The following is an 18,849-nucleotide window of genomic DNA, read 5'->3' on the forward strand; positions in this document are numbered from 1 at the left end:
CGCGGGGACGGCCGCGGTGACGGGAGCGGGTGGGCCGCAAGGGTCAGTCCCGCCCCTGTCCGGCGGCCTTCTGCCGGCGGCGGAGTACGACCGCGCCCGCGCCGAGGACGAGCACCGCTGCGCCGCCCGCGGCGCCGGCGTCCGTCGTCCAGGAGGACGCGCCGGAGGCCGTCGGCGGGACGCCGGTGTCCGGGGCGCCCGAGGGCACGGCGCTGACCTGGGTGCCGCCGGTGGAGGGCGGCGCGGTCGGGGCGGCGCTCGGCGCGGCGGTGCCGACCGCGGTCGGGACGGCCGACGGTGCCGAGCCGTTGCCCGGCGGCCGGGTCGTGGGAGCGCTGCTGGCCCCCGCCGACGGGACCGGGCTGGGGGAGGAACCGGATCCGGCGGCGAAGGCCGTTCCGGCGCCGGCCGCGACCAGTGCCGCGGCGCAGCCGGCGGCGGCGATGAAGGACCTTGCACGCATGAGGAGTCTCCCCTCGTTCGGCCCGGCGCCCCCGTGGGGGGCCGGGCGGCTGTTCCGGTGTTCCGGTGCGGAATCGGGGGGAGAGACGACGCGGCGCGGGTCGGGGTTGTAAAGCCCGGGCAAAGACTCGCGGCCGGGCGGGCCGCGCGCTCAGGGGGTGAGGACGATCCGCCCGAAGACCTTGCCCTCGTCCATCCTGCGGTGGGCCAGCGCGGCCTGGTGGAGGGGGAGACGGTCGTCCACCACGGCTCGCAGGTCGCCGTGCGCGACGGCGGCGAAGTGCTCGGTGCGGACGGCGCGCCGGTCCGGGCGCGGGACGGTGTCGGCGCTGAAGGTGGCGAAGGTGAGGGACTTCTGGAAGGAGGAGAGGAGTGCCGTCCCGAAGTCCGCCGGCGGCTGCCCGCCGACGATGCCGAGGGCGACCATCCGGCCGTTGGGCCGGAGGCGGGAGAGGAAGGCGGGCAGGCCGGGGCCGCCGACGATGTCGAGGACGACGTCGAAGCCCTCCGGGGCGGCGGCTGGCGGTGCGGCCGCTGCCGGAGCGTCGGCTGCCGGGGTGGTGCCTGCCGGGGCGGCCGCTGCCGGGGTATCGGCTGCCGGAGCGGGAGCGCCCGAGCGGTCGAGTACGTGGGTCGCGCCGAGGGCGCGCAGGCGGGCGCCGCGTTCGGCGGAGGAGGTGGTGACCGCCACCGCTCCGGCGCCGGCGCGGGCGGCGAGTTGGACGGCGGTGATGCCGATGCTGCCGGCTGCGCCCCGGACCAGTACCGACTCGCCGGGGGCGAAGCGGGCGTGGGCGAGGGCGAAGTGGGCCACCACGCCTGAGCCGCCGATGGCGACCGCGTCGTCCGCGGCGAGGCCGACCGGCAGTGGGAGGACGTCCTCGACGGCGGCGACGGCCTGTTCGACATAGCCGCCGCCGACGCCGGTGAACGCCCACACCCGGCGGCCGATCCAGGACGCGTCCACGCCCTCGCCGACCGCGGTCACCTCGCCCGCCACCTCGCTGCCCGGGATGTGCCCCGCGCGGAAGCCGTACTCGGGAAGGGTGCCGCGTCGGATCACGGCGTCGACCCCGCCGACGCCGATCGCCTCGGTGGCGATCAGCAACTGGCCGGGGGCGGGGGCGGGGTCGGGCAGGTCGATGACGGCCAGCCCGTCGGGGCTGCCGAAGCTCTGGATCGCGATGGCCTTCATGGCTTCGGACGCTAACGGACGCCCCCGTCCGTTTCGCTAGAGTGAGAGCGGTGGACGACCAGTTGCCTCATTTCCCGCCGGCGCCAACGCCTGCCCCCGCGCCAACGCCCACGCCTCCGCCCGCGCCCGCCCTGCGCTCCGACGCGGTGGAGAACCGGGAGCGGATCCTCGACGCGGCCCGCGCCCTCTTCGCCGCCGAGGGACTCGACGTGCCGATGCGTGCGGTCGCCCGCCGCGCCGGGGTCGGCCCGGCCACCCTCTACCGGCGCTTTCCGACCAAGGAGGCGCTGGTCACCGAGGCGTTCGCGGAGCAGATGCAGGCTTGCCTCCGGATCGCCGAGGAGGGCTTGGCCGATCCGGACCCCTGGCACGGCTTCTGCCGGGTGGTCGAGCGGATCTGCGAGGTGAACGCCAGGGACCGCGGCTTCACCGACGCCTTCCTGGCCGCCTACCCCCAGGCGGTCGACCTCGCCGAGCACCGCGGCCGGACGCTGCGGGCGGTCTCCCGGCTCGCCCGCCGGGCGAAGGAGGCCGGAGGCCTGCGGCCCGACTTCGCGGTGGAGGATCTGATCATGATGATCATGGCCAACCGGGGCCTCCGCGCCCCGGGGGAGCCGGCCCGTATCGCGGCCTCCCGGCGGTTCGCCGCACTGGTGATCCAGGCATTCCAGGCCTCGCCCGGACAGGCACCGCTGCCGCCGGTGCCCCGGCTCGATCCGGGGCCGCTCCAGCGGCCGGGCCCCGGTCAGGCCCCGGCTCCGGACCTGGGTCAGGGCTTGCGGGCCACGCCCGCGTAGAAGGAGGTGTCCTCCGGGGAGGGGGCCGGTCCGTCGACCGCCGGGTCGCGGTTCCAGGCGGCGGTCAGCACCACGCCGGGGGCGAGGAGTTCCAGACCGTCGAAGAAGCGGGCGACCTCGTCCCGGGTGCGCCAGCGGGCCTGGATGCCGGAGGCGGCGTAGGCCTCGGAGGCGGCCTGCAGCGCTGGGGTGACGTGGTCGTGGGTGCCGTGCGAGAGGACCAGGTGGCTGCCCGGCGGAAGGGCGTCGACGTACCGGGCGACCAGGCCGTACGCCTCCTCGTCGGACGGGAAGAAGTGCAGGAGGGCCACCAGCAGCAGGGCCACCGGCCGGTCCAGGTCCAGGATCTCGGCGACTTGGGGGGAGCCGAGGACGGCCTCCGGCTCGCGGAAGTCGGCCTGGAGGTAGCGGGTGGCGCCGGAGGGGTGGGAGGAGAGGAGGGCCCGAGCGTGGGTGAGGACGATCGGGTCGTTGTCGGCGTAGACCACGCGCGCGGTGGGGTCGACGCGCTGGGCGACCTCGTGCGGCGGGTCGACGGCGGGCAGCCCGGTGCCGATGTCCAGGAACTGGCGGACGCCGTGCTCGGCCGCGAGGGCGTGGACGGCGCGGCGCAGGAAGCGGCGGTTCTCCCGGGCGGCAATCGGAATGCTCGGGCAGGCCTCGGTGACCTGCTGGGCGACGGCGCGGTCGGCGGGGAAGTTGTCCTTGCCGCCCAGCCAGGCGTTGTAGACCCGTGCCGAGTGGGCGATGTCGGTGCGGAGGTCGACCGGCTGCCAGTCGTCCGTCGCCGTGGGCTTCATGAAGTCGGACACCCGGGATCCCCTCCGATGCGCTCGGGCCGCTCATCGCGGTCAGAGTCTGCCACGGTCCCGCGTCCGGTGATCAGCTGATCCGCCTGGTCGTACGGCTCGGTGACGCTCCGTCATCGGCCCTCGGCGGGCTCCGGCGGTGGGCACCCGCCGATGGGATGAACATCGCGGCGGAGGGTTCGCGGGAGGTGCGAAGCGCCAACGATCACTTGATCGTTCTCGTCCGTCCAGGAGGCGACCATGTCGACCGAGTCCGGTTCCGTCCCGCCGTCCGGCACCGGCCGCGGCGGCTCCGCCCCGTCCCACGGCTCGCGCCCGCCGGGCCGCGGGCCGGGGCGGGGCGGAGTCCGGACGGCCCTGGTGTACCTGGTGATCGCGGCCGTCCTCCTCGCCGTGTGCGGGGTGGCGGCCGCCGGGGTCAGCGTGCCGACGCGCGATCTCCTCGACCAGTCCCGCCGCTTCGCGCTGATCCTGGCCTGCGCGGTGGTCGGCCTGAGCTGCCTGGCGGCGGCGCTGCTGCTGCGCCGCGGCCCGAAGCGGCCGACCGCGCTCGGCTGGCTCAGCGCCGTCTTCTCGCTGCTCTGCCTGGCCGCGACGATCTGCGTCTGGACGGTGACCGGGGCCGACGACTCCACCAAGCACGTGCCCGGCACCCTGATCTCGAACAACGCCCAGGCCGACGCCTTTCTGGCGGTCAACCATCAGCAGCGGCAGACCCGGGTGCCGACCGGTGTGCTGATCGAGACCGCCCAGTTCAGCGACGCCAACAACGTCAAGCTCACCGGCTTCGTCTGGCAGCGGCTGCCCGCCTCGGCCGATCCCGAGGTACCGCAGCTGCTGCTGCCGGACGCGGTGGACGGCGGGGTCGGCCCGATGGTCTACCAGCACCGGCTGGGCGGGCAGCAGGTGGTGGGCTGGCAGTTGCGCGCGACCGTGCGCCAGCCCTTCGACTACCGCCACTACCCCTTCGACCGGCAGGTGATCCGGCTGACGATGTGGGCCACCGGCTACGGAAACGCGCTGGTGCCGGACTTCGACGCCTATCCGCCCTGGCAGAAGCACCGGAACATGGGCCTCTACCGGGAGCTGGTCTCCGGCGACTGGCACACCCAGTTCACCACCTTCGCCATGAACGAGGTGGACGACCAGACCAGCTACGGCAACACCGCCGTCTCGGTCCACAGCACCATCCCCGAGCTGCACTTCAACATCGGCGTCGCGCGCAACTTCCTCAGCCCGCTGCTGGACCGGCTGATCCCGCTGCTGGTGATCGCATGCCTGGTGTTCGCCTCGCTCTTCGTGGTCACCACCGACAGCGACCGGCGCTCGCTGGCCGGCTTCTCCACCTGGACGGTGATCGGGTTCTGCGGGGCGATGATGCTGGTGGTCGCGGTGCAGCACAGTTCGCTGCGCTCGCAGACCGGCTCGGGCTCGGTGGTGTACGCCGAGTACTTCTACTTCATCCTCTACCTGGTCATCGCGCTGACCGCGCTGAACGTCGTCGACTACACCGCCAACTCCCGCTTCCGGCTGGTCGCCTGGCGGGGCAATCTGGCGGCGCGGCTGCTGTACTGGCCGATCGCGATGGGGCTGGTACTGGCGGCGACCATCGGGGTGTTCCTGCTGTAGCCGTCCGCGGGCGGTGACGACCGTCGGCACCGGGCACCGACATCGCGGCGGACATTACGGAGACCTGACGGCCCGGCCGCGCCGCGCCCCGCGGCGGCCGGAGCGGCCTAGCGTCGGGGCATGGACGTGTTGGTGACCGGCGGGGCCGGTTTCATCGGGTCGGCGGTGGTGGCCCGGCTGCTCGGCGCCGGCCACCGGGTGCGGGTGCTGGACGCGCTGCTGCCCGCCGCGCACGGGGACGGCGGGCAGCGGCCGCGGCTTCCGGACGGGGCCGAGTTCCGGCACGGGGACGTGCGGGACGCCGAGGCCGTGCGCCGGGCGCTGGACGGCGTCGACGCGGTCTGCCACCAGGCCGCGATGGTCGGCCTCGGCAAGGACCTCGCGGACCTGCCGGCCTACGTGGGCTGCAACGACCTGGGCACCGCCGTCCTGCTGGCCGGGATGGAGCGGGCCGGGGTGCGGCGACTGCTGCTCGCCGGCTCGATGGTGGTGTACGGGGAGGGCCGCTACGACTGCCCGGAGCACGGGCGGGTCGCGCCCGGCCCGCGCCACCCGGCCGAGCTGGACGCCGGGCGATTCGAACCGCCCTGCCCCCGCTGCGGGGAGCCGCTCGTGCCGGGGCTGGTGGACGAGACGGCGCCGGTGGACCCGCGCAGCGTGTACGCGGCGACCAAGCTCGCCCAGGAGCATCTGGCCGCCGCCTGGGCGCGGGGCTGCGGGGGGCGGGCGATCGCGCTTCGCTACCACAACGTGTACGGGCCGGGGATGCCGCGGGACACCCCGTACTCGGGGGTGGCCGCGCTGTTCCGGTCAGCGCTGGAGCGGGGGGAGGCGCCCCGGGTCTTCGAGGACGGCGGTCAGCGGCGGGACTTCGTCCATGTGGCCGACGTGGCGGCGGCGAACCTGGCCGCGCTGGATGTGCTGGCGAAGCCGGCGGCGGCCACGGTCTTCCGGGCGTACAACGTCGGGAGCGGAGTGGTGCACACCGTCGCCGAGCTGGCGGCGGGGCTGGCCGCGGCGCGGGGCGGTCCGGCGCCGGTGACCACCGGGGAGTACCGCCTCGGAGACGTCCGGCACATCACGGCCGACTCCGGCCGGGCGAGGGCGGAGCTGTCCTGGCGACCGGCGGTCGGCTTCGCCGAGGGCGTGGCCGAGTTCGCGACGGCGCGGTTGCGCTGACGCGGGTGCGCCGGATCGCTTGACGCGTGTGCGCGGGATCGCGCCGACGCCGGTGCGCCGGATCGCCTGACGCGTGTGCGCCGGATCGCGCCGACGCGGATGCGCGGATGCGCCGACGCAAAGCGCCGGCGTGGCGGTGGGGGCTCAGGTGGCCGCCGCGTCCGGAGCCGGCTCGGCCGGGAGGGCGATCTCGAAGCAGCAGCCGCCCTCCGTGTTGCGCACCGACGCCCGCCCGGCGTGCGCCTCGACGATCCCGCGCACGATGGCGAGGCCGAGCCCCGCGCCCGAGCCGGCGAGCTCGCCCGCGGCGCCGCCGGACTCCCTCGGCGTCCGGGCCGTGCTGCCGCGCCAGCCGGCGTCGAAGACCTTGGACAGGTCCTGCTCGGCGATGCCGCCGCAGCCGTCGGTGACGGAGAGCACCACGTCCTGGTCGCGGCGCCGGGCCGCGACCGCGACCCTCCCCTCGGAGGGCGTCGCCCGGATCGCGTTGAAGAGGAGGTTGGCCAGCACCCGGGTGATCTCCCGCGGGTCCACCCGCACCGGCACCGGCTCGATCCGGTCCCCCACCAGCCGCACCCCGCGCTCCCTGGCCAGCGGGTACGCCCCCGCGATCGCGTCGCCGACCAGGTCGTACACCGAGACCCGGGAGAGCGAGAGGCTCAGCGCGCCGGCCTGGATCCGGGAGAGCTCGAAGAGGTCGTCGACCATCCCGGTCAGCCGCTCCACCTCTGTCCTGATCCGGGCGTGGTAGCGGGCCGGGTCCTCGGCGACGCCGTCCTCCAGGGACTCGGCCATGGCCCGCAGCCCCGCCAGCGGGGTGCGGAGATCGTGGGAGATCCAGGCGATCAGCTCGCGGCGCGAGGACTCCAGCGCCCGCTCGCGCTCCCTGGACTCCGCGAGCCGTGCGCTGGTGGTCGCCAACTCGGCGCTCAGTTCCGCGAGTTCGGCGCCGAGCGGCTGCTCGGGGGCGACGAATCCGGCGTCGCTGCCGACCGTGCGCGCGGCCCGGGCCAGCGCCCGGCTGCCGCGCACCACCTGGCGGCCGAGCAGCGCGGCCACCGCGAGCGAGACCACCGCGGCCATGCAGACCACGGTGAGGACCACGCCGAAGTCGTGGTCGGAGAGGAACATCGCGCGGGCCACGGCCACCGTCCCGGCGGTCATCGCCAGCACGGTCACCACGGCCACGGTGAACAGCGAGAGGGCCACCGAGCGGCGGCGCAGCAGCCGCACCGCCGGCCAGCCGAGGAGGCCGGCCGCTCCGGCGCCGAGGGCCGCGTAGGCGGCGATGAGCAGGATGTCCTTCACAGCGCTGGCTCCCCGGGCGCGGTGGGGGGTACGGCGGGGCCCGGTTCGGGGCCCGCCGGGTCGAAGCGGTAGCCGACGCCCCAGACGGTCGTGATCAGCAGCGGCTGGGCGGGGTCGTCCTCGACCTTCTCCCGCAGCCGACGCACATGGACGGTCACCGTGGACATGTCGCCGAAGTCCCAGCCCCACACCCGGCGCATCAGCTCCTCCCGGGAGAAGGCCACCCCGGGGTGCTCCAGGAAGAACGCCAGCAGCTCGAACTCCCGGCTGGTGAGCGAGAGTTCGCGGTCGGACCGGAAGACCCGGCGGGCCTCCCGGTGCAGCGCGAGGTCGCCGGAGCGGAGCGGGCCGGCCTCCGGGCCCGGCCGCGACCCGGCCGGTCCCCCGCCCCCGCCGACCGCGCCGGTCCCGTCCCTACCGTCTCCGCCGCCCCCGCCGTGCCCGCTCCCGCGCTCCTCCCGGCGGAGCACCGACTGCACCCGCAGCACGAGTTCGCGCGGGCTGAACGGCTTGGTGACGTAGTCGTCCGCGCCCATCTCCAGGCCCAGGATGCGGTCCGACTCCTGGCCCTTGGCGGTCAGCATCACCACCGGCACGGGCGGCAGCCGGCGGAACACCTCCAGCCCGTCCAGTCCGGGCAGCATGAGGTCGAGCACCACCAGGTCCGGGCGCTCGGCGCCGGCCCGCTCCAGCGCGCCGGGCCCGTCCGCGGCGCGGTCGACCCGGAACCCGGCGCGTACCAGGTAGCCGGCCACCACCTCGGCGACGGTGGGGTCGTCGTCCACGACCAGGATCAGAGGAGAGGTCACGGATCGAGGATAGGAAGCGCACGGCCCCGGGGATTCACCCGAGCGGTGATCCGTACGACTTCCGTAAGGTGCTTCTGCGGCATTTATCCCCCCTCTGCGCCCTAGCGTGACCGGTGTGACGGTCGACGTGGTCTTCCCCTGTCTGAACGAGTCGCTCGCGCTGCCCCGGGTGCTGTCCCGGGTCCCGGCCGGCTGGCGGCCCATCGTGGTGGACAACGGCTCCACCGACGGCTCGGCGGCGCTCGCCCGCGAGCTCGGTGCGACCGTGGTCCACCAGCCCCTCCGCGGCTTCGGCGCGGCCTGCCACGCCGGGCTGCTGGCGGCCGAGGCCGAGGTGGTCTGCTTCTGCGACTGCGACGCCTCGCTCGACCCGGCTCAGCTGCCCCGGGTGGCGGAGCCGGTGCTGGCCGGCTCCGCCGACCTGGTGCTGGGCCGGCGTCGGCCGACCGGCCCGCGCTCCTGGCCGCCGCACGCCCGGCTGGCCAACGCCGAGCTGGCCCGCCGGCTGCGCCGCAGGACGGGGCTGCCGCTGCACGACCTGGGCCCGATGCGGGCCGCCCGCCGGGAATCGCTGCTCGGACTCGGCCTGGCCGACCGCCGCTCCGGCTACCCGCTGGAGATGGTGCTGGCCGCCCGGGCGGCCGGTCTGCGGATCGCCGAGACCGACGTCGACTACCTGCCGCGCGCGGGGCGCTCGAAGGTCACCGGCACCGTGCGCGGCACCCGGCAGGCGATCCGCGACATGCGGGCGGTGCTGGCGGCGCGCTGGCCGACGCTGCTGGTCATCGCCAAGGAGCCGGTGCCGGGGCGGGTGAAGACCCGGCTCTCCGGGCCCGGCGCGCCGTGCTCGCCGGCGGACGCGGCCCGGCTGGCGGAGGCCGCGCTGTCGGACACCCTCCGCGCGCTCTCCGCGGTGCCGGCCGGGCGCCGGGTGCTGGTGCTGGAGGGCGAGCCAGGGCGGTGGGTACCGCCGGGGTGGGAGGTGCTGCCGCAGTGCGGGGGCGGTCTCGACCGGCGCCTCGCCCATGCCTTCGGGCTGGCCGACCCGGAGGCCCCGGCCTTCCTGGTCGGCATGGACACCCCGCAGATCGGGGCCCGGCTGGTGGCGGAGCCGCTGGCACCGGGCGCACGCCGGGGCGTCGACGCCTGGTACGGCCCGGCGGCGGACGGCGGATTCTGGGCGCTGGGCCTGGCCCGGCCCTCGGCGGCGCTGGCCGAACGGCTGCTGCTCGGGGTGCCGATGTCCACGGCGGAGACCGGGGCCGCGCTGCTGGACCGGCTGGACGGGGCGGGGCTGACGGTACGTCACCTCGCGACCCTGACCGACGTGGACACCGCGGAGGACGCCGAGGAGGTCGCGGCCGCCGCGCCGGAGACCGGCTTCGCCGCCCGCTGGAGCGAGCTCCTGGCCGCACGAGCCGGAGCAGGAGCAGGACTGAGAGCAGGAGCGGGAGCAGGAGCAGGAGCCGGCTCTGGCGTCGGCGTCGGCGCCGCCGCAAGAGCCACCGCCGAATCCCGCGCCGAAGCCGCCGACCCCGGCGCGATCGGCCCGGCGTGAGCGTCCATGAGCCGGAGACCTGGGACGGCGACCCCTATACCGAGGCCCTCCTCCGCGGCCGCGGACCGCTCTGGCTGCGGCACGCCGACGGCCGGCGCCGCCCGCTGGACGTGGACCGCTGGTGCGCCCCGCCGGACAGCGCCGACCACACCCTTCTGCACCGGGCCCTGCGCGCCGCCGGCCCGGTCCTCGACATCGGCTGCGGACCGGGCAGGCTGACCGCCGCACTGGTGGAGCGCGGGGTCCCGGCGCTCGGTGTCGACCTCACCCGGGCCGCGGTGGCGCGCACCCGCGGCCTGGGCGCCGCCGCGCTGCACCGCTCGGTCTTCGACCCGCTGCCGGGGGAGGGGCGCTGGGCCGCCGCGCTGCTCGCCGACGGGAATCTGGGGATCGGCGGCGACCCCGCCGCCCTCCTCGCCCGTTGCGCCCAACTGTTGGCCCCCGGAGGAGAGTTGCTGGTCGAGGTGGAGGCCGGGCAGCTGGACGAGTGCGTCACCGTCCGGATCGAGGACGGCCTCGGCCGGCTCGGCCCGCCGTTCCGCTGGGCCCGCCTGGGCGCCGACGCCACGGCACGCCGAGCCACCGGCGCCGGGCTGCGCGCCGAGGGCGGCTGGACGGCCGGCGGGCGCTGCTTCCTCGCGCTGCGGCGGTGAGCCGCCCGCGCCGGCGCCGCTTCAGCCCGGCGGCGAGCCCGGTCGCCAGCGCGGCCGCCACGACGGTCGCCAGCGCGATCGCGCCCAGCACGGCCGCGAGATTCGCCCGGTAGGGCAGGGGCAGCAGTGAGGAGTTGCCGTGCCGGTCGTCCTCGCGGAGCGCGGCCGGCAGGGCGACGGCGGTGACGGCGGTGGCGACCAGCAGTCCGGTCCTGACCGGCGCCCGTACCGGCTCCGGCAGGTACCTCGCCACCGCCGCGCCGGCCAGGAGGACCAGCGGCATCCACACCCCGTCGTGGAGGACGATCACCGCGGCCGCGGTGAGCAGCACTCCGGGCTGACGCCCGCTCAGATACGGGTCGTGGAAGAGGATCCCCCACGCCCCGAAACCGATCATCGCCACCCCGGCGGCGGCCGTGACCTGCCGCAGCCGGCGCCGCGTCCGCTGCCCGCTCATGTCAGCACCTCGATCCGCTGCACCCACTTGGTCTGCAGGACGCCCGGCCGGCCGGGCGCGATGATCCGCGCCGGATATCCGTGGTCCGGGTCCAGCGCCTCGCCGTTCACCCGCAGCGCCAGCAGCGTCAGGGGGTCCCGGGCGTATGTGGCGGGCATCTCCATCACGGCGTACGGGCCGCCGCGCTCCAGTGAGACCACCCGCACCCGGGCGCCCGGCGGGGCGCCCGCGCGGTCCAGCAGGTCCCGCAGCCGCACCCCGGTCCAGCGGGCGGAGGCGCTCCAGCCCTCCACGCAGGCGATCGGCAGCACCGCCGTGTGCTGCGGCAGCGCGCCCAGCTCCGGCAGCGACAGCGCGTACGGCCGCGGGCCCGCCACCGAGAGCCGCCAGCCCGGGCCCGCCGCCGCCGTGCCGGCCTGCGCGGCCGTCCGGTTGACCGGCAGCCCCTGCGGGCCGAGGTCCGGGCGGCGGGCGCCGAAGAGGTCCGCCCGGCGCAGCCAGGGCACGGTCTGACCAGCCGTCAGCAGCGTGACGGCGGCGGCGGACAGCGCCGCTCCGCCGAGGAAGGCCCGGCGGCCGGTGACAGCGGGTCCGGTTCCCCGCCGCCAGTGCCCGGCGATCAGCGGCGCCTTGGCGGCGACGTGCAGCAGCAGCCCGCCGACCGCGATCCAGGCCAGCCAGAAGTGGGTCTGCCGGAAGGGGAACGGCCAGGGGTACCACTGCACGGTGTCGAGCAGCCCGGAGACCAGCTCCAGCAGTGCCGAGCCGACCAGCACGGCGATGCCGAGCCGCTCCAGGGCGTGCAGCACCCCGCGGACCGCCGGCCGGGCGAAGAGCCGCGGATACACCGTCCACAGCTTGGCGCCGAGCAGCGGGATCGCCGCGATCCCACTGATCACGTGCAGTCCCTGGGTGACCCGATAGGCGTCCACCGGGCGGCTGGGCAGGTGGTCGCGCAGCCAGCCGGGCGGGTTCTGCAGGCCGTGGCTGATCAGCCCGGTGGCGAAGCAGACCAGGAAGGCCGCGCCGAGCCAGCGGCCGAGCACCACGGCGGTGCGCGGTTCGTGGAGCGCGGAGTCCAGTGGGAGGCGGGGCGGGGACGGAAGCCGCCGTCGGAGGCGGGAGAAGGTTCCGGACACGTCCCCCATCACACCGCGCGGCGGGCCCCGCCGGGCGCAGCCCGCGCCTTACGGAAGTCGTACGTCCGCGCCCGCCCTCCCCCGAGGAGCCCCTCCGCGATGCCACGGTGGTGGGGTGCTCGCACCCTCCCGACGCCCCGTCCTCCTCTGCCTCCTGGCGCTCTGCGCGCTCGCCGCCGCTCTGGTGGCCACCTTCTCCGCCGGAACCCTGGGGCACCGCGGACCGCTGCTGCTCTGGTACCCGCTGGACGGGCTGCTCTTCGTGCTCGCGCTGGCCGCCCTGCGGCTCCGCCCCCTGTCCGATCGGACCGCCGCCCGGCTGGTGGCGGGCGGAGGGCTGCTGCTGGGCGCCACCGGCCTCGTGGCGCCGCCGCGGACCAGTGACGACGCCTACCGCTATCTGTGGGACGGATCGGTCCAGGCGGCCGGGGTCTCCCCGTACGCCTATCCGCCGACCGCGCCGCCGCTGGCGTGGCTGCGGGAGGCCGGGCTCTTCCCGCCGCTGGGGCGGTCCGGCTGCCAGGGCTGGGACCTCCACTTCGCCGCCGGGCTGTGCACCCACATCAACCGGCCGGAGGTGCACACCATCTACCCGCCGGTCGCCGAGCTGTACTTCCTCGCGATCCACCCGCTCGGCCTGCTGCTCGGCATCCGCGCCGCGCAGCTCGGCGGGCTGCTGCTGACCGCGGCGACCACCGCCGTACTGCTGCTGGTCCTGCGCCGGCGCGGGCTGCCGGCCCGCCGGGCCGCGCTGTGGGCCTGGTTCCCCGGCACGGTGATGTGGGGCGTCAACGACGCCCATGTGGACGTCCTCGGGGTGCTCCTCACGGTCGGCGGGCTGGGCGCGCTGGCCGTCCCGGCGGCCGCCGCCCGCCGCCGCGTCCTCGGCGGGGCCCTCCTCGGTCTTGCCACCGCGACCAAACTGCTGCCCGCCCTGGTCCTCCCGGCCGCGGTCGGCCGGCCCCGCCGACCGACCGCGCCGCTGGCCGCGCTGGCCGCCTTCCTCCTGGTCTACCTCCCCTATCTGGCCGCCTCCGGCGCCGGGGTGCTCGGCTATCTGCCCGGCTACCTCCACGAGGAGGGGTACGACCAGGCCGAGCCCACCCGCTTCGGCCTGCTGCGGCTCCTCCTCCCCGCCCCGCTCGCCCCCTGGGCCGGGGCGGCGGTGCTCCTCGCCGCGGCCGTACGGGTGGTCCTCCGGCCCCGGCCGGAGGAACCGTGGCGGGGCGCGCTGCTCGTCTACGGCACGGCGCTGTTCGTCGCCTCCCCCGGCTACCCCTGGTACGCGCTGCCGGTGGTGGCCCTCGCCGCGCTCGCCGGCCGCTGGGAGTGGCTGGGGGCGGCCGCCGCGGGGGCGGCGCTCTACCTGGTCGCCTCCGGGGTCCAGCGGCCGGCCTACGCCGCCGCGCTCGGCCTGCTGCTGGCCGTGGGCGCGGCCCGCCGCCTCCGGGGCCGCGGGGCCGGCGCGGCATCGCCCGGGGGAGAGCCGTGCGCGGCGTGTCCGGTGGGTTCGGGCGCCGAAACACAGCAGTCTGTCCACGTACGCACGGTTTCGGCATCCGGCGCCCTCGGGGGCGATCCGGTGGCAGGGAGGCGGCAGGCGATGACTGACTCGGCGAAGGAGTACCGCATCACGGTCACGGAGAACGGCCCGTACCACGTGACCGGCGGGGTGCCGCTGGCCCGGCAGCAGATCGTCGCCAACGACCAGGGGGAGTCGGTCTCCTGGCGGGAGGGCAGGCGCTACCCGGAGGCCGTCGAGCAGGAGGAGTACCACCTCTGCCGCTGCGGCCACTCCGCGGTCAAGCCGTTCTGCGACGGCACCCACCAGCGGATCGGCTTCGACGGCGCCGAGGCGTCCTCCGCCAAGCTCCCGTACGCCGAGCAGGCCGGCGAGGAGGACGGTCCCGAGGTCCGCGTCACGGACGCCCAGCGGCTCTGCGCCTTCGCCCGGTTCTGCGACGTCGACGGCTCGGTCTGGCAGCAGGTCCACGAGCCCGGCAAGGGCACCGCTGTGGTCCGGGAGGCCGCGAACTGCCCCTCCGGCCGGCTCGTCGTCTGGGACAAGGAGCGCCAGGTGCCGTACGAGCCCCAGCTGGTGGCCGGCATCGGCGTGGTGGAGGACCCGATGCAGGGGGTCGGCGGCCCGTACTGGGTGCGCGGCGGCATTCCGGTGACGGCGGCGGACGGCACCGAGTACGAGGTCCGCAACCGGGTCGCGCTCTGCCGTTGCGGAGCCTCCCGCAACAAGCCCTTCTGCGACGGCTCGCACGCCTCCATCGGCTTCAAGGACATCGGCTGACGCTCCCCCACCGGGCGGTCAGCGGCTCCGGGGGCCCGCCTGCCGCGGAGGGTGAGCACCGTTCCTGCGGCCAGCAGCGCGGCCGCCCCGGTGGCGCCGATCGTCCAGTCCGTGCCACCGCCCTCGCCGAGGAGGCCCGGCCGGGTGGCGTCGGTGGCCGCCAAGGGGTTCAGCACACTGCCGCAGACCACCGGGGCGTCCGTTTCTCCGGTGGAGGCGCAGACCGTGGCGGCCGGCCGCTGCCGCCCGGCGGCTGCCACCCCGGCAGTGCCGTCCGGCAGCGACTGCTCCAGCCGGAGCCCGGTCACCGCCCGGCCGCCCTCGTTGTCGACCGTCACGGTGTAGCGCAGCCGGCTGCCGGGGCCGACCTCGGCGGCCCGCCCGGCCGCGCCCTCGGCGAGCGAGAGGGACATCCGGGGTGCGGCGGCGGGGACTCCGGCGGTGGAAACCGCGGCGGTGGAAACCGCGGCGGCGGGGACCACGCGGGCCGCGCTCGCCGGCGCGGCCGGCGGGGTAGTCGCGTACATCCGCCCATCGCAGCACGTCCCCGCCCCCTCGGCGCCGCTTCGGGGACGCGTCTCCGCGCCGTTCACCCCCATGGCCCCGCAGGGCCGGACGGGATCACGGCGGCCGCCCGCAGGCGCCCGACCAGCTCCCGTTCCGCGGCGTCCGCCGCCTGGTAGGGCTCGCCCTCGGACCAGGCCCACAGCGGGATGGCGCCCAGCCCCCGGCCGCGCGGGTCCAGCAGCTGGCCGCCCAGCTTCATCGGCCAGACCGTCACCGCCTTGTCGTCGACGGTGAGTTCGGGGCAGGACCCGCCGATCCGGGCCTCGAAGCCGGGCAGCTCCTCGATCGAGCGCAGCCAGGCGGTGAGGAGGATGTTGCTGCGGCCGGTGACCTCCGCGCACATCCGGGTCTCCCGGAACCGGCTGAGCGCCTCCGCGTCCCGCGCGGCCCGGGCCGGCGGCGCCGAGCACCACAGGCTCACCGAGACCGGCCAGCCCGACCTGCCGCGCGCCACGTCGCAGCGGTAGATCACCGCCTCGTCGGCGTCCAGCGCGTCCAGCCGGCGGCGGACGGTCGCCGGGCTGAGGCCGGTCCGCTCGGCCAGCCGGGCCACCGGCTGCCGCGGATCCAGGCCCAGCGCCCGGACCAGCGGCAGATCGCGCTGGAGCACCGACCCGATCGGCCGGTGCTCCGAGGTCGGGGCCGGCCGCGGCCGGCGGCGGGCCAGCGCGGCCAGCCGCCGGTCGCCGAGCCGGTCGAGCCGCCAGCGGCTGGCGTTGGTGTGCAGCACGAGGGTCAGCTCGGCCCGGGCCCCGGCCACCCCGGGCAGCCGCCCCAGCCGCAGCGACAGATAGCGGCCCAGCTGCGCCTGGTCCAGGAAGACCGCGTTGACCAGCAGGTCCCGCCGGCCGGTCTGCTGCTCCAGGCTCAGTACGTTGCAGTCGCCGGCGAGTTCGGCGGCCACCTCGCCGATCCGGCCCGGCCGGCAGTCGATCTCGATGAAGGCGGACGGCAGCGGCTGGCCCTCGACCTGCGCCGGATAGCAGCTCATCCAGGCCAGCCCGGCGGAGGTCAGCCGGGCCCAGCGGCGGGCCGCGGTGGTGGGGGCCACGTCCAGGGCCGCGCCGATCGAGCGCCAGTCCGCGCGCGGCGCCGTCTGCAGGGCGGTCACCAGCAGGTGGTCGAGCTCGTCCAGTCGCTCCCCGGGCTGCTCGGAACCGGGGCCGATGAGGGATTGCTGCGTCGGGACCGCCATGGATTCGGATTCTCGGCATTCCGGCCGCGTCGAGGAATGTGATGGGCACCATACCGGCCATGTTCCAACTCGCCGATGCGGAGGCCCTGTCCGCCGAGCTCACCGAGCTGCGCAGGGACCTCCACCGCCACCCCGAGATCGGTCTCGACCTGCCCGTCACCCAGCGGCGGATCCTCCGCGCCCTGGACGGCCTCGACCTGGAGATCAGCACCGGGCAGGGCCTGAGCTCGGTCACCGCGGTGCTCCGCGGCGGCGCCGCCACGAGCGGCGAACGCCCGGCGGTGCTGCTCCGCGGGGACATGGACGCCCTCCCCGTCCAGGAGGAGAGCGGGCTGCCGTTCGCCTCCGAGACGCCCGGCGCCATGCACGCCTGCGGCCACGACCTCCACGTCGCCGGACTCCTGGGCGCGGCAAGGCTGCTGACGGCGCGTCGGGCGGAACTGCCGGGCGATGTGGTCTTCATGTTCCAGCCCGGCGAGGAGACCGTCGGCGGCGCCCGGATCATGCTGGAGGAGGGCGTCCTGGAGGCCGCCGGCCGCCCGGTGGACGCCGCCTACGGGCTGCACGTCAGCTCCAACATCCTGCCGTTCGGCTTCGCCGCCACCCGCCCGGGGCCGCTGATGGCGTCCGCCGACGAGATCCGGGTCACCGTCCACGGCCGCGGCGGCCACGGCTCCGCCCCGCACACCGCGGTGGACCCGGTCCCCGCGCTCTGCGCCCTGGTCGGCGAACTCCAGACGATGGTCACCCGCACGGTGGACGCCTTCGACCCGGCCGTCCTCACCATCGGCACCCTCGCCGCGGGCACCGCCGAGAACGTCATCCCGGACACCGCCTCCTGCGGCGGCACCGTCCGCACCTTCTCCGAGCGCACCCGCGAGCTGATGCGGGCCAACATCCGCCGGGTGGTGGACGGGGTGGCCGCCGCCCACGGGGTCCGCGCCGAGCTGGAGTACCGGGAGGGCTACCCGGTCACCGCCAACGACCCGGCCGAGGCGGCCTTCGCGCTCGACACCGCACGCGAACTCCTGGGCGCGGACGCGGTGCTGGAGGCGCCCACGCCGATCTCCGGCGCCGAGGACTTCTCCTACGTCCTGCAGCGGGTCCCCGGCGCGTACCTCTTCGTCGGCGCCTGCCCACCCGGCACGGACCCGTCCACCGCGCCGGCCAACCACTCCCCGCGGGCCGTCCACGACGACGCCGTACTGCCGCGGACCGCCGCCCTCCTCGCCGAGCTGGCCGCCCGCAGCCTCTCCCGGCCGGCGGCCGCCGAGCGGTAGCCGTCCCCGCCCCCGGAGCACCCGCCCACCGCCACCGCACCGAGGAGCACCCATGAGCGCCACCACCGCCCAGGTCGACTCCGGGAGATCCGGGGGGACCGCCCGGGCCGCCGGGCTGATGATCGCCCTGCTGCTGGTCTTCGAGTTCGTCAACGGGGTGCTGCAGGGCACGATCGCCCCGATGCTGCCGTCCATCGGACGTCAACTCCACCTCGGCGCGGCCGACCTGACCTGGATCACCTCCTCCGAGCTGCTGGCCGCGGCGGTCTCGGTGCCGGTCTTCGGCCGGCTCGGCGACCTCCACGGCCACCGGCGGCTGCTGCGGGTCGCCCTGGTGGCCTTCGGCGCCGGCTCGCTGCTGGTGGCGCTCGCGCCGACGATGCCGCTGATGCTGCCCGGCCGGGTGCTCCAGGGCAGCGAGACCGCGATCGGCACGCTGATCATCGCCCTCTACCGGGACCGGCTCCCGGTGGACCGGGCCAGGACCGCCATCTCCTGGCTCTCCGGCACCCTCGCGCTGGGCGTGCTCCTCGGCTCGCTGCTGGTCGGCACCCTCTCCGCGGCCATCGCCTCGGCGCACTGGGTGCTGCTGGTGCCGGGCGTGCTGGCGGCGCTCTGCCTGCCGCTGTCCTATCTCCCCGCGGTCCCCGAGTCGCAGGCCCGGGCGGCCGGCCGGGTGGACTGGCCGGGCGCGGTGCTGCTGGCCCTCGGCATGGTGCTGCTGCTGTACGGGGTGTCGGTGGCGGAGGAGCACAGCTGGGGGTCGGCGGCGGTGCTCGGCCCCCTCCTGCTGGGCCTGCTGGTGCTGGGCGGCTGGGCCGGGGTCGAGTGGCGGGTCCCGCACCCGCTGGTGGACCTGCGGGAGACGGCCGGCCGCAGCATCCTGCCGCTGCTGCTGTGCACCTTCGTCTTCGGCGTCTTCTACTTCACCAACCAGGCCGCGGGCACCAGCTTCCTGGCCGCGGACCCGGCGGTCACCGGCTACGGCTTCAAGCTGAGCGCGCTGGGCATCGCGCTGGTCACCGTGCCGTCGGTGGCGCTGGCGGTGGTCGGCTCGCTGCTCACCAAGCGGGCGGCCCGGCTGCTGCGCGGCTTCCGGTGGGCGACCGCGCTCTCCTTCGGCGTGATCGGCGTCTGCTACACCGTCAACTGCCTGGTGCACGACTCCATCCCGGTCTTCGCGGTGGTGCAGTCGGTCGGCGGGCTGGCCGCGGGGGTGGCGCTCGGCGCCATGCCGGTGATGGTCGCCGAGGCCGCGGACCCGGCCAGGACCGGCGTGGTGATGGCGCTGTACAACAACTTCCGCACGCTCGGCGGGACGGTGGCCGGCGCGCTGGCCGCCTCCATCCTCAGCGCCTTCACCCTGACCGGCCGGCGCACTCCGAGCGAGCACGCCTACGTGCTGCTGTGGGCGGTGATCGCGGCACTCTGCTTCGCCGCGGCCGTCTTCGGAGCGCTGACCCGCCGCACGGAGTTTCCGCGCACGTAGCGCTCCCGAACGCGGCGGCGA

General features: G+C 76.1%; 16 protein-coding genes and 1 pseudogene. 10 read left to right on the top strand and 7 right to left on the bottom strand.

The window, feature by feature from the left end:
• Positions 1-43: 43 nt before the first annotated feature.
• Complete coding sequence (locus BS73_RS20900; protein WP_037574724.1) at positions 44-463, bottom strand: hypothetical protein; 420 nt, start codon at positions 461-463, stop codon at positions 44-46.
• 150 nt (positions 464-613) lie between these two features.
• Entirely contained in the window at positions 614-1,657 is a 1,044-nt protein-coding gene (locus BS73_RS20905) for a zinc-binding dehydrogenase (protein ID WP_037574727.1), read from the bottom strand.
• A 146-nt stretch (positions 1,658-1,803) separates the two neighbouring features.
• Between BS73_RS20905 and BS73_RS20910 the strand changes: the two genes are divergently transcribed.
• Positions 1,804-2,454: a TetR/AcrR family transcriptional regulator gene (locus BS73_RS20910; RefSeq protein WP_235215477.1), complete on the top strand. Its 651-nt coding sequence runs from the start codon at positions 1,804-1,806 to the stop codon at positions 2,452-2,454.
• Here BS73_RS20910 and BS73_RS20915 read toward each other — a convergent pair.
• Positions 2,427-3,266 (bottom strand): SAM-dependent methyltransferase, encoded by an 840-nt coding sequence (locus tag BS73_RS20915; RefSeq protein ID WP_235215478.1) that lies wholly within the window; start codon positions 3,264-3,266, stop codon positions 2,427-2,429. The genes BS73_RS20910 and BS73_RS20915 overlap by 28 nt on opposite strands.
• Before the next feature lie 237 nt (positions 3,267-3,503).
• Here BS73_RS20915 and BS73_RS20920 point away from each other — a divergent pair, with 237 nt between their 5' ends.
• Both BS73_RS20920 and BS73_RS20925 read left to right on the top strand, forming a co-directional pair.
• Positions 3,504-4,892: a ligand-gated ion channel gene (locus tag BS73_RS20920; RefSeq protein WP_037574729.1), complete on the top strand. Its 1,389-nt coding sequence runs from the start codon at positions 3,504-3,506 to the stop codon at positions 4,890-4,892.
• Positions 4,893-5,012: 120 nt separating this feature from the next.
• Positions 5,013-6,071 carry an NAD-dependent epimerase/dehydratase family protein gene (locus BS73_RS20925; RefSeq protein ID WP_037574732.1) on the top strand — a complete coding sequence of 353 codons (1,059 nt, stop codon included), beginning with the start codon at positions 5,013-5,015 and terminating at the stop codon, positions 6,069-6,071.
• 144 nt (positions 6,072-6,215) lie between these two features.
• Here BS73_RS20925 and BS73_RS20930 read toward each other — a convergent pair whose 3' ends face one another.
• Together BS73_RS20930 and BS73_RS20935 are read right to left on the bottom strand one after the other, a co-directional pair.
• Positions 6,216-7,379 (bottom strand): sensor histidine kinase, encoded by a 1,164-nt coding sequence (locus BS73_RS20930; protein WP_037574735.1) that lies wholly within the window; start codon positions 7,377-7,379, stop codon positions 6,216-6,218.
• Entirely contained in the window at positions 7,376-8,188 is an 813-nt protein-coding gene (locus BS73_RS20935) for a response regulator transcription factor (RefSeq protein ID WP_051940181.1), read from the bottom strand. Before BS73_RS20935 ends, BS73_RS20930 begins: the two co-directional genes overlap by 4 nt.
• A 94-nt stretch (positions 8,189-8,282) precedes the next feature.
• On the opposite strand from BS73_RS20935, the pseudogene BS73_RS39760 reads away from it, so the two are divergent.
• The 3 genes and pseudogenes from BS73_RS39760 to BS73_RS20945 form a co-directional block, all read left to right on the top strand.
• Positions 8,283-8,945, top strand: a pseudogene (locus BS73_RS39760) (glycosyltransferase family 2 protein); the annotation flags it as partial.
• The gene (locus BS73_RS39765; protein WP_235215706.1) at positions 8,931-9,746 is read left to right on the top strand and encodes a TIGR04282 family arsenosugar biosynthesis glycosyltransferase; all 816 of its coding nucleotides are present in this window, start codon (positions 8,931-8,933) and stop codon (positions 9,744-9,746) included. The pseudogene BS73_RS39760 and the gene BS73_RS39765, both read left to right, overlap by 15 nt.
• A complete protein-coding gene (locus BS73_RS20945; protein ID WP_037574738.1) occupies positions 9,743-10,399 on the top strand; it encodes a class I SAM-dependent DNA methyltransferase in 657 nt (218 codons plus the stop codon). Before BS73_RS39765 ends, BS73_RS20945 begins: the two co-directional genes overlap by 4 nt.
• Positions 10,400-10,852: 453 nt before the next feature.
• On the opposite strand, the gene BS73_RS20950 is transcribed toward BS73_RS20945, so the two are convergent.
• Positions 10,853-11,995, bottom strand: a complete 1,143-nt coding sequence (locus tag BS73_RS20950) for a molybdopterin-dependent oxidoreductase (protein ID WP_407675037.1) — start codon at positions 11,993-11,995, stop codon at positions 10,853-10,855.
• Between the two features lie 115 nt (positions 11,996-12,110).
• On the opposite strand from BS73_RS20950, the gene BS73_RS39770 reads away from it, so the two are divergent.
• Positions 12,111-14,297 carry a CDGSH iron-sulfur domain-containing protein gene (locus tag BS73_RS39770; protein ID WP_063837036.1) on the top strand — a complete coding sequence of 729 codons (2,187 nt, stop codon included), beginning with the start codon at positions 12,111-12,113 and terminating at the stop codon, positions 14,295-14,297.
• Positions 14,298-14,348: 51 nt separating this feature from the next.
• A complete protein-coding gene (locus tag BS73_RS38850) occupies positions 14,349-14,642 on the top strand; it encodes a hypothetical protein (protein ID WP_200886717.1) in 294 nt (97 codons plus the stop codon).
• A gap of 244 nt (positions 14,643-14,886) precedes the next feature.
• On the opposite strand, the gene BS73_RS20965 is transcribed toward BS73_RS38850, so the two are convergent.
• The gene (locus tag BS73_RS20965; RefSeq protein WP_051940182.1) at positions 14,887-16,059 is read right to left on the bottom strand and encodes an Lrp/AsnC family transcriptional regulator; all 1,173 of its coding nucleotides are present in this window, start codon (positions 16,057-16,059) and stop codon (positions 14,887-14,889) included.
• A gap of 59 nt (positions 16,060-16,118) precedes the next feature.
• Here BS73_RS20965 and BS73_RS20970 point away from each other — a divergent pair, with 59 nt between their 5' ends.
• Both BS73_RS20970 and BS73_RS20975 read left to right on the top strand, forming a co-directional pair.
• Entirely contained in the window at positions 16,119-17,339 is a 1,221-nt protein-coding gene (locus tag BS73_RS20970; RefSeq protein ID WP_037580466.1) for a M20 metallopeptidase family protein, read from the top strand.
• 52 nt (positions 17,340-17,391) lie between these two features.
• Positions 17,392-18,828, top strand: coding sequence for an MFS transporter (locus tag BS73_RS20975; RefSeq protein ID WP_037574744.1), 1,437 nt, complete (start codon positions 17,392-17,394; stop codon positions 18,826-18,828).
• Positions 18,829-18,849: the final 21 nt, after the last annotated feature.

Source organism: Phaeacidiphilus oryzae TH49 (assembly GCF_000744815.1).
In the GTDB taxonomy this organism is placed as follows: Bacteria; Actinomycetota; Actinomycetes; order Streptomycetales; family Streptomycetaceae; genus Phaeacidiphilus; species Phaeacidiphilus oryzae.